This is a genomic window from Streptomyces sp. NBC_01433, from assembly GCF_026340105.1.
GTDB lineage: Bacteria > Actinomycetota > Actinomycetes > Streptomycetales > Streptomycetaceae > Streptomyces.
This window is the reverse complement of record NZ_JAPEPM010000001.1, coordinates 3,234,084-3,247,226: the sequence shown is the minus strand read 5'-3', so window position 1 is coordinate 3,247,226 and position 13,143 is coordinate 3,234,084. Positions and strand designations below refer to the sequence as shown.

12 protein-coding genes and 1 pseudogene are annotated in these 13,143 nt (G+C 69.7%); 5 read left to right on the top strand and 8 right to left on the bottom strand.

Features of this window, described 5'->3' with window-relative positions; translation table 11 throughout:
• Positions 1 to 227 precede the first annotated feature (227 nt).
• From OG413_RS14610 to OG413_RS14590, 5 genes and pseudogenes are all read left to right on the top strand, one after another.
• Positions 228 to 1,508, top strand: coding sequence for an MFS transporter (locus OG413_RS14610; RefSeq protein WP_266805768.1), 1,281 nt, complete (start codon positions 228 to 230; stop codon positions 1,506 to 1,508).
• 66 nt (positions 1,509 to 1,574) lie between these two features.
• Positions 1,575 to 1,934 carry an FmdB family zinc ribbon protein gene (locus OG413_RS14605; RefSeq protein ID WP_266805766.1) on the top strand — a complete coding sequence of 120 codons (360 nt, stop codon included), beginning with the start codon at positions 1,575 to 1,577 and terminating at the stop codon, positions 1,932 to 1,934.
• An 86-nt stretch (positions 1,935 to 2,020) separates the two neighbouring features.
• Positions 2,021 to 2,965: an S-methyl-5'-thioadenosine phosphorylase gene (locus OG413_RS14600; protein ID WP_266805764.1), complete on the top strand. Its 945-nt coding sequence runs from the start codon at positions 2,021 to 2,023 to the stop codon at positions 2,963 to 2,965.
• 394 nt (positions 2,966 to 3,359) lie between these two features.
• Positions 3,360 to 3,920, top strand: a complete 561-nt coding sequence (locus tag OG413_RS14595) for an RcpC/CpaB family pilus assembly protein (protein WP_266805762.1) — start codon at positions 3,360 to 3,362, stop codon at positions 3,918 to 3,920.
• Positions 3,921 to 4,033: 113 nt separating this feature from the next.
• Positions 4,034 to 4,174 (top strand): annotated as a pseudogene (locus OG413_RS14590) (large conductance mechanosensitive channel protein MscL); the annotation flags it as partial.
• A 43-nt stretch (positions 4,175 to 4,217) separates the two neighbouring features.
• Here OG413_RS14590 and OG413_RS14585 read toward each other — a convergent pair.
• The 8 genes from OG413_RS14585 to pflB all read right to left on the bottom strand — a co-directional run bounded on the left by OG413_RS14585 (position 4,218) and on the right by pflB (position 13,039).
• Positions 4,218 to 4,445, bottom strand: coding sequence for a hypothetical protein (locus OG413_RS14585; protein ID WP_266805760.1), 228 nt, complete (start codon positions 4,443 to 4,445; stop codon positions 4,218 to 4,220).
• A gap of 39 nt (positions 4,446 to 4,484) precedes the next feature.
• Complete coding sequence (locus OG413_RS14580; RefSeq protein ID WP_266805758.1) at positions 4,485 to 4,862, bottom strand: hypothetical protein; 378 nt, start codon at positions 4,860 to 4,862, stop codon at positions 4,485 to 4,487.
• Positions 4,859 to 5,560, bottom strand: coding sequence for a Rieske (2Fe-2S) protein (locus tag OG413_RS14575; RefSeq protein WP_266805756.1), 702 nt, complete (start codon positions 5,558 to 5,560; stop codon positions 4,859 to 4,861). The genes OG413_RS14580 and OG413_RS14575 overlap by 4 nt, the downstream gene beginning before the upstream one ends.
• Entirely contained in the window at positions 5,557 to 6,159 is a 603-nt protein-coding gene (locus tag OG413_RS14570; RefSeq protein WP_266805754.1) for a 4Fe-4S dicluster domain-containing protein, read from the bottom strand. The genes OG413_RS14575 and OG413_RS14570 overlap by 4 nt, the downstream gene beginning before the upstream one ends.
• 7 nt (positions 6,160 to 6,166) lie before the next feature.
• On the bottom strand, positions 6,167 to 8,491 hold the full coding sequence (locus OG413_RS14565) for a molybdopterin oxidoreductase family protein (RefSeq protein ID WP_266805752.1): 2,325 nt from the start codon (positions 8,489 to 8,491) through the stop codon (positions 6,167 to 6,169).
• Positions 8,488 to 9,630 (bottom strand): MFS transporter, encoded by a 1,143-nt coding sequence (locus OG413_RS14560; RefSeq protein ID WP_266805750.1) that lies wholly within the window; start codon positions 9,628 to 9,630, stop codon positions 8,488 to 8,490. The genes OG413_RS14565 and OG413_RS14560 overlap by 4 nt, the downstream gene beginning before the upstream one ends.
• A gap of 92 nt (positions 9,631 to 9,722) precedes the next feature.
• Entirely contained in the window at positions 9,723 to 10,517 is a 795-nt protein-coding gene (pflA, locus tag OG413_RS14555; RefSeq protein ID WP_266805748.1) for a pyruvate formate-lyase-activating protein, read from the bottom strand.
• Positions 10,518 to 10,780: 263 nt separating this feature from the next.
• A complete protein-coding gene (gene pflB / locus OG413_RS14550; protein ID WP_266805747.1) occupies positions 10,781 to 13,039 on the bottom strand; it encodes a formate C-acetyltransferase in 2,259 nt (752 codons plus the stop codon).
• Between the last annotated feature and the right edge of the window lie 104 nt (positions 13,040 to 13,143).

Sequence of the window (13,143 nt, the reverse complement as noted above, 5' to 3'; positions counted from 1 at the left end):
CCCGGAGACTCCTGCCTGTAGCATGAAGGCAATCTGATCGACCAACTCTGTCTGAAGCAGAGCTGGCGCGACCCGTATGGCGGTCGTGGCGCCCTCGCCTCTTGCAGCGAGCGCCCGGCATCTACCGCAGTTCCGCGCGAAGAGGACAGCTCTCGGCGCAGTCTCCGTACGAGCCCCACAAGGACTCTCAGGAGGCGCCGCCACCAGGCGGCAGAAAGGCAAGGACCGTGGCGTCCACGGTCTCCGACCGCCCCGGATACGGGCAACTGCTGCGCACCCCCGGTGCGTGGACCTTCCTCCTCCCGGGCTTCGCCGCACGGCAGCCCTTCGCGATGCTGACCATCGGCATCGTGCTCCTCGTCCAGCACACCACCGGGTCCTACGGCAGCGCAGGCGCTGTCGCCGCCGTCTCCGGCGTCTCCATGGCCCTGTTCGCCCCGCAGAGCGGCAAGCTGGCCGACCGTTTCGGACAGCGCGCGGTGCTGCTGCCCGGCGTTCTGGTGCACGCCGTGTCCGTGGGCGCGCTCACGGCGCTCGCGCTGGCGGACGCGCCCCTGTGGGCGCTGTTCCTTGCCGCTGTGCCGACCGGTGCCTCCATTCCGCAGATCGGGCCGATGGTGCGGGCCCGCTGGGCGGCCGTACTGGGAGCCGCTCCCGGCCGGCCCGCCTCTCCGCTGATGTCCACGGCCGCCGCCTTCGAGTCGGTCACGGACGAGTTCACGTTCGTCCTGGGACCGGTCCTCACCACCGCGCTGTGCACCGGCGTGCACCCGGCGGCCGGGCTGATCACGGAAGCCGCCCTGACGCTCATCGGGGGCCTGCTCTTCGCCGCGCAGCGCTCCACCCAGCCCGACCCCCGCAGCGCGGCCAACACGGCCGAACCGCGCGTCTCGGCGCTCTCCGTACCCGGCGTCCGGGTGCTCGCGATCGCCTTCCTGGGCATCGGTGCCGTATTCGGCGGAATGCAGGTCTCACTGACCGCGTTCGCCCAGGAGATCGGCCACCCCGGAGTGAACGGCATGCTGTACGGGGTCTTCGCGGCGGGCAACATGCTGGCCGGGATCGCCTGCGGTGCCATCGTCTGGAAGATCAGCCCGCGCCGCCGCCTGATCGTCGGCTACCTGGCGCTGACCCTGACCGCGTCCGGACTGTGGGCCGTGAACTCCGTGCCGCTGCTGGCCGGTCTCGGGCTCCTGGTCGGCCTCTCCATCGCTCCCGCGCTGATCAGCGGCTACACCCTGGTCGACGCGCTGGTGCCGGCCTCCGCCCGGACGGAGGCGTTCACCTGGCTGACGGGCGCGGTGGCGCTGGGCCAGGCCGCGGCGGTGACCGTGGCGGGGCAACTCGCGGACGCCCACGGCGCGAGCACCGGATTCCTGGTGCCGCTGGTGGGGACCGTACTGGCGCTGGTGACGCTGCTGGCCCTGCGTTCACGGCTGAATCCGAGCTCCGCGGGACGCACCGTCGCACGTGGGATCGGTCACCGCGAGCCGGTCACGGTGGACTGATCCAGCGGAATACGTCAGTATGGACCGTCGTTAGCACTCATTGAGTGAGAGTGCCAGGAGGAGCAAGTGCCGACCTATCAGTACCAGTGCACCGAGTGTGGCGAGGGCCTCGAGGCGGTGCAGAAGTTCACCGATGATGCCCTGACCGTATGCCCGAGCTGCGACGGACGCCTGAAGAAGGTGTTCTCTGCGGTCGGCATCGTCTTCAAGGGTTCCGGTTTCTACCGGAACGACAGCCGTGGCTCTTCGTCGAGCAGCACCTCGGCGACGTCGACCTCGAAGTCGTCCGACTCCGCATCCGCCTCGTCGTCCTCGACGGGTTCGGACTCGAAGTCGACCGCTTCGTCTTCGTCATCCTCATCGTCGTCTTCTTCGTCGTCGTCTTCCTCCACGTCGGCTTCGTCGAGTGGTACGTCGGCCGCCTGAGCCCACGTACGTCCGGACGTCTCACCGGGACCCCGCCGATCGACTCGGCGGGGTCCCGGTGTTTTCCCCCCCGATACTGTGACCGCATGGCGAACGCAGAGGCGCAATCGGTTACGGGTACGAGTACGGGCGCGGGTACGGGCGCGGATACGGATACGAGCGCACGTACGACGGGGTCTTCGGGCGTTCCGGGCGCTTCCCCCGGTGCGGAGATCGGTGTCATCGGCGGCTCGGGCTTCTACTCCTTCCTGGAGGACGTCACCGAGGTACGGGTGGACACCCCGTACGGGCAGCCGAGCGACTCGCTCTTCCTCGGCGAGATCGGCGGGCGACGGGTCGCCTTCCTGCCCCGCCACGGACGCGGCCACCACGTGCCGCCGCACCGCATCAACTACCGCGCCAACCTCTGGGCGCTGCGCTCCGTCGGAGTGCGTCAGGTGCTCGGACCGTGCGCGGTCGGCGGGCTGCGGCCGGAGTTCGGACCCGGGACCCTGCTCGTTCCGGACCAGCTGGTGGAGCGCACCAAGGCCCGTATGCAGACGTATTACGACGGTGAGACCCGGGCCGACGGGACCGTGCCGAACGTCGTGCATCTGGGCTTCGCCGACCCGTACTGCCCCGAAGGCCGCAAGGCCACGCTCGCGGCGGCGCGCGGGCGCGACTGGGAGCCGGTGGACGGCGGGACCCTGGTCGTCGTCGAGGGGCCGCGTTTCTCGACCCGGGCGGAGTCGCGCTGGCATGCGTCGATGGGCTGGTCGGTGGTCGGGATGACCGGGCACCCGGAGGCCGTGCTCGCCCGCGAACTGGGGCTCTGCTACACGACGATGACCCTGGTGACGGACCTGGACGCGGGTGCCGAGGCCGGGGAGGGTGTTTCCCACGAAGACGTGCTGAAGGTGTTCGCGGCCAATGTGGACCGACTGCGCTCGGTGCTGTTCGACACGGTGGCGGGGCTGCCGGTGAGCGAGAGCCGCGACTGCGCGTGCGCCCACGCGCTGGACGGCATCGACACGGGCATCGAGCTGCCGTAGGGGACGGGGGCGGGGGCGGGGCGCGCGGGATCCTGGGTGACCCCGTGGGTGTCTGGGCGACGCGGGCGGGGTTCCGGGTGGCCTGTAGGTGCCTGGGTGACCCGTGCGGGTGCCGGAGTTTTCCACAACGTGGGGATTGTCCACAGGGCTCAGCGGGATTCCGGCTGAGCGTGGATCGTGAGGGGAGTTCGGCCGGGACATCCGGCCGGGCTCCCCTCACTCGACTCCAGGTGGCGCCATGTTCTCGCCCGCTTCCTCCGCTTGCGCAACTCCCCCCGCTTGCTCTACTCCCCGTGCTCACCCCGCTCGCCCTGCTCATCCTTCACATCCCTCCGGTCCCTCCGACCCCTCTGGTCCCTCCGATCACTCCGAACCCGCCCGCTTCGGCGCCGACGTGCGTACGAGGACACCCTGGCCGCCGGTTTCCGCGCCCGCGCCGTTCGGGGTGCCGCCGTTCCCACCGCTGCGGGTGCGCGGCGGTGGTGCGTACCGGCTGCGGCGCATGGTGCGCGGGAAGCGGCGCGCGATGGCTGCGGGGCTCGCGATGACGGCTGCCGCGCTCGCCGCCTCGGGGCTGGGCGGCGAGGAGGGAAAAGTCGCTCCTCCGGGTCCGCCGCCGGAGCCCGGACGACAGTCGGTGCGGCTGGTGTCCGCGCCGGTCCGGATCACTGACGCGGCGACGGTCCGGCTGTTGCGGCCGGGAGACCGTGTGGACGTGATCGCGTCCGAGGAAGCGGGCGGTGACGCCCGGGTGGTGGCGAGGGACGTACGGGTGACGAAGGTGCCACGGGCCGCTGCCGAGGACGCGGACCTGCTGGCCACGGGCGGTGGGACGGGCACGGGTCCGGGCGACGGTGCGTTGGTGATGCTCTCCGTGAGGCGCGAGACGGCTGTCGCGCTGGCCGGGGCGAGTGCGTCGGGATACCTGGCGGTGGCGGTGTCCCATGCGTACTGACGTTCCGTCAATTCACTCTGTCGAATCGGCTGATCGGACAGTGTCGCCTTCCCCCGCCTCAGGTTGCGGAGCAGTTTGCTCCCCTTACGGCACATGCGGAAGAAGGCTCACCCATGAGCGAGCCGGAGGTGCTGAAGGAGATCCGCGACGCCCTCGTCCCGCAGCGCGACGGTGGGACGGGCGGGACGGGCGACGGTGGGACGGGCGGCGGCACGGCCGGACCTCGTGGGGCGGGCGGCCATGGGGCGGGCTAGTGCGGTGGCGAGGCTCCTGGACCGGGGCGCGGTCCGTAACGGCTCAGATGTGGTGCGGGGGCTTCTCGTCGAGGAAGCGCGCGAGGTCGGCGGCGCTGCCGCCGGTCGTAGGCCGCTCGCCCCATCCCCGGTCCGTATCGTCCGCGGACTGCTGGTCCAGTGGATCGTCGAAGATCAGAACCGGCTTGGGCTTCGGCTCCTGCGGCGGCTTTTCCTGCTGTTGCGGCTGCTGCTTCGAACCTCGCGGTCCGGGGGTGGGGGCGGTGCTCATGTTTCCAGGGTACGGCGGCTCTCGGCGGGGTGACGGCGGTCAGCGGTCCTTGGGGTCGATCAGCCAGAGCCCCAGCACGACGAGGAACGAGAGGCAGAGGAAGCCGGCCCCCCACCAGGCCGTCCCGGTGTTGCCCTCCATCCATTCGTCGATGATCACCGTCAGACCCCAGAGCTGGCCGACGACCACGGTCATGGCGAGCGTGAGGCGGGCCGTCAGTTTCGAGGAGCGCTCGGGTTCCTGGTCGGTGCCCGCTCCGGGCCCGGGTCCGGTGTGCCGGACCCGTGGGTCTCCGTAACCGCTGGTGGCGCGGATCTGCGGATAGCGCCCATGGACGGGGCGGTTCAGCTCGGGGCGGGCGCTGCCCGGGTGGTACTCCGGGTACTGCGGGCCGGGGGGCTGCTGGGGTTCGGTCATGTCCGCCTGCCAGGGGTGTCGGCCTCGGTCGCCCCGGTGTCGGCCGCGCGGGGCGGTGACTCCGCGCCGCCGCTGACGTCGGGGCAGCCGATGCGGGTTGCGAGGTCCGGGCGTTCGGCACCGAGCTGGCGGCAGAGCCCGTGCTCGATGCTCTCGCCGGAGCGGGTGGTACCGATGGCCCAGACACTGCCGTCGGTCTGCTCGGTGAGCGCCACCTTGGGCAGTGCGCGGGGCGGTGGTCCGGCGGTGACCTCTCCGGACCGTGCGTCGAAGACTCCCTCGTGGCAGGGACAGTAGAGCTCGCCGTCCGTGCCCCGGTCCTTGCGCCAGAGCACGGCACAGGCGAGATGGGTGCAGACCGCGGAGTAGCCGACAAGGGTGCCGTCGTTGAGCCGTACCGCGACGGCCCGGTCCTCCTCGCCCGGATAGCGGAAGGAGATGGACTCGCCGGGCAGCAGCTGCTGGGTGACCTTCTTGGGATCAGGGGTCTTGCCGTCCTCCACGTCGCCGTGGCGGTGCAGGATTCCGGCGGCCACCCCGAGTCCCCCGACGGCGAGGCCGCCGGAGACCGTGGCGACGATCCGGAGGTAGTCGCGCCGGGTGGTCAGGGAGTCGGCGGCGATCCGGTCGTGCAGCGCCTCGCGCGGGTCTCCGCCGTTGTTCCGGTCGCCACCCGGCTGCTGTTCGGTGACGCTCATCGGCGGACGTCCTTACCGTTGATCTCGACGACGGGCAGGCCGCCGGGTACGGGCCACTGGACCCTGTCCGCGGGGACGACCATGGCCACGCCGGTGCGGACCTCGGACTCGCCGAAGACGAAGCTGTCGGCGACCTGGACGCCGGGGCGTTCGGCCTGGAGCTCCTCAAGGGTCCCGTAGAAGAGCGCTCCGGTGGGGCAGACGGTGGCGCACATGGGGGCGAGGCCGTAGGCGGTGCGGTCGTAGCAGAGGTTGCACTTCATCTGCAGTTTCGCCTGGAGGTCGATCTTCGGGACCCCGAAGGGGCAGGCGTTGACGCAGTTGGCACAGCCGATGCAGCGGGTGGTGTCGGCCTGCTGCACCACACCGTCGGCGGTGACCAGGATCGCGTCGGCGGGGCAGACCTCGGCGCAGGGGGCCACCGGGTCCTCGCAGTGCATACAGACCGTGGGAAGGGAGGCGACGGACTGGCCCTCGTCGGTGTAGTCGAGGTGGATCATCGATTTTCCGCGGTGCGAGTCGCATTCGCGGCAGGCGGAGACACAGGCCTGGCAGCCGATGCAGCGCCCCGGGTCGATGAAGATCGTTCTGCCCATCATGGGGGCCTCAGCTCCTCTCCGAGGTGCCACGGCCCTGCGGGGCCGTGGGAGGCAACGGGTCGGTACGGGAGACCTGGGTCTCCGGATAGGCGACATGACCGGGGGCGACCGGAGGCGCGGGCACCTCGTCGATCTTCTCGGCGTGCTCGATACGGCAGGCGCACACCTTGTATTCGGGGATCTTGGAACGGGGGTCGAGGGCGTCGATGGTGAGGGCGTTGGCCGCCGTGGGGACCGGCCAGTGGTACGGGATGAAGACGGTGTCGGGGCGGATCGCCTCGGTGACCAGGGCGGGGAACACCTCGCTGCCGCGCCGGGTGACGACGCGGACGGGTTCGCCGTTGCGGAAGCCGTGGGAGGGGTGGATCTCGGCCCAGGGGCGCGGGGTCTGTTCGACGAGGGCGCCCAGACGGCGGGTCTGGTTGCCGGAGAGGAAGTGGGCGACGGTGCGTCCGGTGGTGAGCGACATGGGGTGCTCGTCGTCGTACGGGTCCATCGGCGGGTGCCATTCGACGACCTGCATATGGATCTTGCCGTCGGGGTGGTAGGTCTTCCCGTCCTCGAAGAGCCGGGGGGTGCCGGGGTGGTCGGTGGAGGGGCAGGGCCAGACGATCCCGCCGGTCTCCTCCAGCCGTTCGTAGGTGATGCCGTAGTAGTCGTTGACCGTCCCGGCGGAGGCGATCCGCAGCTCGTCGAAGACCTCGCGGGAGTCGGCGAAAGCGAACTTGTCGCCCGCGCCGAGCCGCTTGGCGAGTTCGCACATCACCCAGGTGTCGGTCCGTACGCCGGGGGGCGGGTCCTGGGCCTTGTTGTGCTTGACCACCCGGGCCTCGGCATTGGCCATCACCCCGTCGTCCTCGGCCCAGGTGGTGACAGGGAAGACGACATGCGCGTTGGCCGCTGTCTCGGAAAGGAAGAAGTCGAATTGGGCATGGAATTCGGTGGTGTCGTACCCCGCCTTGACGACCTTGTAGTTGGGCAGGGAGACAAAGGGGTTGTTGCAGATGCCGATCAGGCCGCGGATCTCGCGGCGCCGCATCTGCCAGACCATTTCCATCATCGAGGTACCGGCGGGCGGGAGTTCGGACTCCTCGATGCCCCAGATCTCGCAGATCTGCCGCCGGTGCTCCTCGTTCATGATCGAGCGTCCGCCGGGGAGGAGGTCGGACTTCTGGCCGTGTTCGCGGCCGCCCTGCCCGTTGCCCTGGCCGGTGATGGTGCCGTAACCGGCGCCTGGTTTGCCGATGTGTCCGGTGGCGGTGCAGAGATTGATCACGGTGAGGCAGTTCTCGACGCCCTGCGAGTGGTGTTCGATGCCCCGGGCGTGCCAGGCCATGGCCCTGGGCGCGCGGGCGAAGGTACGGGCGACCTGGACGATCTGTTCGGCGGGGACCCCGCAGATCTCGGCGGCCCGGGACGGCGGGTAGGCGGCGACCGTGGCCTTCACCTCCGCCCAGCCGGTGGCGTGGGCGGCGAGATAGGTCTCGTCGGTGAGACCCTCCTCGATGATCACGTTGAGCACGGCGTTGAAGAAGGCCGAGTCGGTGCCGGGCTTGAGCGCGACGTGGATGTCGGCGGTGCGGGCGATCGCGGTCTCGCGCGGGTCGATGACGATGAGGCTGGCGCCCCGGTCCCGGGCTCCCCACACGTACTGGGTCATCACGGGGAAGCACTCGCCGACGTTGGAGCCCGCGATGAGCAGGCAGTCGGTGAGCAGGATGTCGGAGAAGGGGTTACCTGCCCGGTCGATGCCGAAGGCGAGCTTGTTGGCGCCCGCCGCGCTGACCATGCAGAGCCGGCCGTTGTAGTCGACATGACGGGACTTGAGGGCGACCCGGGCGAACTTGCCCACCAGATAGGTCTTCTCGGAGAAGAGGCTGGCGCCGCCGAGGAGACCGAAGGCGTCGTTCCCGTGGGTCTGCTGGATGCGCTTGATCTCGGAGACGGTGAAGTCGAGTGCCTCGTCCCAGGAGACCTCGCGGAAGTCCTCGTCACGGGAGCGGCGCATGAGCGGGGCGGTGAGCCGGTCGGGGTGGTTGACCTGCTGGTAGGCGTTGATGCCCTTGGGGCACAGCCGCATCCGGTTGATGTCGTGGTTGCGGGGTTCGACGCCGAAGACCTTGCCGCCGCGGTCGACCCGCAGATACATCCCGCACTGGACTCCGCAGAAGCAGCAGTGGGTGGGGACGAGTGTCTCGCCGTTCTGGTCGGCGTGCCACTGGTCGGCCGGGATCCCGCCGGCGTCCCGGAAGCCGCGGGTGCCGGGCGGTGCGAGCGAAGGGTCGAGGGGGAGATACGTGCGGCGGTCGGCAGCTCGCGGATCCGCGGTCACTTGAAGCCCTTCTTCACTTGGGAGAGGTAGGCACTGCCGCGCAGCACCCGCTTGCAGCGCGGGCAGTACTCGGTCCATTCGTCGAAGCCGAGCTGGAGGTCACGCATGGTGCCGCGGAGGTTCTCGACGTACGGCCCGGTGTCGATGGGTTCCTCGCAGCGGCGGCAGGCGAAGACCTTGTCGTCCTTGCGGCCGGTGTACTTGAAGAGCTGCATACCGACCGCTGCCGGGCGCTGGACGATGTGGAAGAACTTCCCGAACGGGATGTAGATGAGGGTGAAGACCACCGAAACCATGTGGAGGATCGCCAGGAACTCGTAGCCGCCACCGTGCAGAAAGATCGAGGAAAAGGTGAGCAGCAGACCCGTCACGGAGATGACGATCAGAGCGATCAGGGGCACCAGGTCATAGGCGAAGCGCTGGCCGGTGATGGCCCCGCGGTCCTTCATCCGGCGCCAGAGGAAGTACGAGGCACCGGGAATGACGAGCACGGCGGCGATGTCCAGGCCGTGGAACATCAGCCAGCCGAGGATGTTCAGCGAGTCGAAGCCCAGGATCTTGTAGCCCCAGATCCGCATCTCGTAGCCGGGGCCCGATCCGCTTCCCGAGGTGAAGGTGAACCAGCCCCAGGTCAGCGGGAAGGTGATCAGGGAAGCGAGGATGCAGCCCCAGAAGATCAGCTGGTGGGCGGCCCAGCGGGCGTGCGACCTGGCGCCGAGGAACTTCTGGAAGCCCAGATAGGTGGCGATCATCTTCGGCAGAGCGGTGGGGGCCTTGCGGAAGTTCTCGACCGAGAAGAGGCTGCGCCAGCCCTGTGTGAAGAGGCGCCGGGCGCCGGGCGCGGAGATCCAGACCGTGTAGCGGTAGGCGACCCCGAAGGCGAGGAAGACGGTGGCCACGGAGTACGGAAGGAGGGCCGAGTCGAAGTTGCGGAGCATCCGGCTGCCGAACACGATCGCGAGGATCAGCAGGACGGAGACGGCCACTCCCGCCAGGGTCGCCCGGGTGGTGACGGACCGGATGACGGGGGCGACGGTCGATGCCCCCGGAGCGCCGGGCCCGGAATCGGTGCCACCCCCGGTGGGGCCACCGAGGGTGGGCTGCTCTGCTGCGGCGGAGGCTTCTGGTGGCTCGGTCACTCGGCCACCGTAGAACCGTATGGGGTGGTTGGCCCTGTTTTGGTCGACCGAGAGGTGAGCGCGTCGCCCGGACAGGCGCAGGGCCCGCCGGGTCAGACGGCCCGCAGCCCGTGGGCTTCGAAGAGCGACCGGGCCGAGGCGACCTGCTGGGGGGTGGGCGAGGGGGTGTCATGCAGCGTGAAGGGCATACCCAGCGCCTGCCACTTGGCCTCGCCCAGCTTGTGGAAGGGCAGGACGTCGACGCGGGAGACATTGCCGAGGGAGGCGGCGAACGAGGCGACGCCGTCGATGTTGTCCGGGTCGTCGGTCAGTCCGGGCACCAGCACGAAGCGGAGGTGCACCTCCTTGCCCAGGCCGGCGAGGCGGCGGGCGAAGTCCAGGGTCGGCTCCAGCTGCCGGCCGGTGACCTTCCGGTAGGTGTCGCGGTCCCAGGACTTGATGTCGAGCAGGACCAGGTCGACATCGCGCAGCAGCGCGTCGGTGGCACGGGCGCCGAGGAACCCGGAGGTGTCCAGGGCGGTGTGCAGGCCGAGCTCGTGCTTGAAGCGGTGGAAGAGCTCACCGGCGAACACCGGCTGGAGCAGCGGCTCGCCGCCGCTGATGGTGGCGCCGCCACCCGCCGCCCGGATGAACGTCGTGTACTTGGCCGCTTCGGCGACCAGGTCGTCCGCCGATGTACGCGTACCGCTGCGCATCCGCATCGTGTCGGGGTTGTGGCAGTAGAGGCAGGCCAGCGGGCAGCCGGCCAGGAAGGTGACGAACCGCGTGCCGGGCCCGTCGACCCCCGTCGACAGGTCCCAGGAGTGGACCGAGCCGGAGATCGGCCGGTGGGTGGCCGCACCCGCCGGGGTGGCGGGGGTGAGGGCGTTGTCGAGGAGCGGAGCCATGGCAGGGGCCTCCTGTACGGACGGCTGACGGCAAACGGGATGGGGCGCTGGGCGGCGCGGTGGTGCGGTTGTGCGTGAGGAGGGAGGTGCGTGCGGTGCGTGTGTGTGGGTGGGCTGCGTGTGGGGGGGTTGGGAGGAGGCGCGCGACGCCGGGGCCTGCGGGGGAGGGCGTCCAGCGTCGCGCGGCTCAGGGGGCTCGGTCGGAGCCGGTGTCCCGAAGCCAGGGCCCGGGGTCGGGACCGGGCCTGGCAACGGGGCCGGGGTCAGAGCGAGCCGTGGAAGGTGCGGTTGATGACGTCGAGCTGCTGCTCGCGGGTCAGCCGCACGAAGTTGACCGCGTATCCGGAGACCCTGATGGTCAGCTGGGGGTAGTTCTCCGGGTGCTCCATGGCGTCCTCCAGGGTCGCCTTGTTGAGCACGTTGACGTTCATGTGGAATCCGTCGGCGGCCATGAAGCCGTCCAGCACACCGGCGAGGTTCGCGATCCGCTCCTCGGGGGTCCGGCCGAGCGCGTCCGGCGTGATGGTGTTCGTCAGCGAGATGCCGTCCTCGGCGTCGTCGTACGGCAGCTTGGCGACCGACAGGGCGGAGGCGATGTAACCGTGCTCGTCGCGTCCGTTCATCGGGTTGGCGCCGGGGGCGAACGGTTCGCCGGAGCGGCGGCCGTCCGGAGTGTTGCCGGTCTTCTTGCCGTAGACGACGTTGGAGGTGATCGTCAGCACCGACTGGGTGTGCACCGCGTCCCGGTAGGTGGGGTGCTTGCGGATCTTCTCCATGAAGTCGTGGACGATCCCGCGGGCGATGGCGTCGACGCGCTCGTCGTTGTTGCCGTACGCGGGGTAGCCGCCCTCGATCTCGTAGTCGGTGGCCAGACCCGTCTCGTCCCGGATCGCCTTCACCCGGGCGTACTTGACCGCGGAGAGGGAGTCGGCGGCCACCGAGAGACCGGCGATTCCGCAGGCCATGGTGCGCAGGATCTCGCGGTCGTGAAGGGCCATCTCCAGCCGCTCGTACGCGTACTTGTCGTGCATGTAGTGGATGACGTTCAGCGCGTGCACATAGGTCCTGGCCAGCCAGTCCAGCATCGCGTCGTACCGCTCGGCGAGGATCTCGTAGTCGAGGTACTCATCGGCGATCGGCTCGAAGCCGTCCACCACGAGCTTCCCCGAGCGCTCGTCCCGGCCTCCGTTGATCGCGTACAGCAGCGCCTTGGCGACATTCACGCGGGCGCCGAAGAACTGCATCTGCTTGCCGACCGCCATGGCGGAGACGCAGCAGGCGATGGCCGTGTCGTCGCCGTACTTCGGGCGCATCAGCTCGTCCGACTCGAACTGGATCGCCGAGGTGTCGATGGCGACCCGCGAGGCGAACTCCTTGAATCCGGTGGGCAGCCGCTGCGACCAGAAGACGGTGAGGTTCGGCTCGGGGGCCGGGCCGAGGTTGTAGAGGGTCTGCAGGGCGCGGAACGTGGTGCGGGAGACGAGGGGGCGCCCGTCCTCGCCGACACCGGCCATCGACCAGGTGACCCAGGTCGGGTCGCCGGAGTACAGGTCGTTGTACTCCGGGGTGCGCAGGAAGCGGACGATCCGGAGCTTGATGACGAAGTCGTCGATGAACTCCTGGGCCCGCTCCTCGGTGAGCAGTCCGCGCTCGATGTCACGCTGGAGGTAGATGTCGAGGAAGTTGTCGATGCGGCCGATCGACATGGCCGCGCCGTTCTGCTCCTTCACGGCGGCGAGGTAGCCGAAGTACAGCCACTGCACGGCCTCGCGGCCGGTGCGGGCGGGGCCGGCGATGTCATGGCCGTACGACATCGCCATGGCCTTCAGCTCGTTCAGCGCCTTGATCTGCTCGGAAGTCTCCTCGCGGTCCCGGATGACGTGCTCGGTCGCCCATTCCTCGCCGAGCGCGGCCTTGTCGGCCTCCTTGGCGGCGATCAGGCGGTCGACGCCGTAGAGGGCGACGCGGCGGTAGTCGCCGATGATGCGGCCGCGGCCGTAGGCGTCGGGCAGCCCGGTGACGATGCCGGAGGAACGGCAGGCGCGGATCTCGGGGGTGTAGGCGTCGAACACGCCCTCGTTGTGGGTCTTGCGGAGATGCGTGTAGATCTCCCTGACCTCGGGGTCGGCCTCGTAGCCGTACGCGTCGAGGGCGCCTTCGACCATCCGCCAGCCACCGTTGGGCATGATGGCGCGCTTGAGCGGGGCGTCGGTCTGGAGTCCGACGATCAGGTCACGCCCGCCGTCGATGTAGCCGGGCTCGAAGGCGTCGATCCGGGACGGGGTCCTCACATCCACGTCGTGGACGCCCCTGGCCATCTCGTCCGGGAACATCGCGAGGAGCTTCTCCCAGACGGCCGTCGTCCGGGGGGTGGGACCGGCGAGGAAGGAACCGTCGCCGTCGTACGGGGTGTAGTTCTGCTGGACGAAGTCGCGGACGTCGATCGCGTCGCGCCACAGCCCGCCCCTGAAGCCGTCCCAGGCTCCGCTGTTCGTCGTCGTCTCCGCAGCAGCTGCCGTCATGGCCCGCACCTTCCGATTCCGTCCGTGCGCCTCTTTTTTTCCTGTGTCCATTCCACTCCCGATTTCGCCTTCCGGGCGTCAGCATTGGTCCCAGGGGAAGGGTC

Bases quoted from the DNA above. Each gene is read 5' to 3' on its own strand.
- pflB (WP_266805747.1), bottom strand. From the start codon at position 13,039: ATGACGGCAGCTGCTGCGGAGACGACGACGAACAGCGGAGCCTGGGAC.
- OG413_RS14600 (WP_266805764.1), top strand. From the start codon at position 2,021: ATGGCGAACGCAGAGGCGCAATCGGTTACGGGTACGAGTACGGGCGCG.
- OG413_RS14585 (WP_266805760.1), bottom strand. From the start codon at position 4,445: ATGAGCACCGCCCCCACCCCCGGACCGCGAGGTTCGAAGCAGCAGCCG.
- pflA (WP_266805748.1), bottom strand. From the start codon at position 10,517: ATGGCTCCGCTCCTCGACAACGCCCTCACCCCCGCCACCCCGGCGGGT.
- OG413_RS14570 (WP_266805754.1), bottom strand. From the start codon at position 6,159: ATGATGGGCAGAACGATCTTCATCGACCCGGGGCGCTGCATCGGCTGC.
- OG413_RS14575 (WP_266805756.1), bottom strand. From the start codon at position 5,560: ATGAGCGTCACCGAACAGCAGCCGGGTGGCGACCGGAACAACGGCGGA.
- OG413_RS14580 (WP_266805758.1), bottom strand. From the start codon at position 4,862: ATGACCGAACCCCAGCAGCCCCCCGGCCCGCAGTACCCGGAGTACCAC.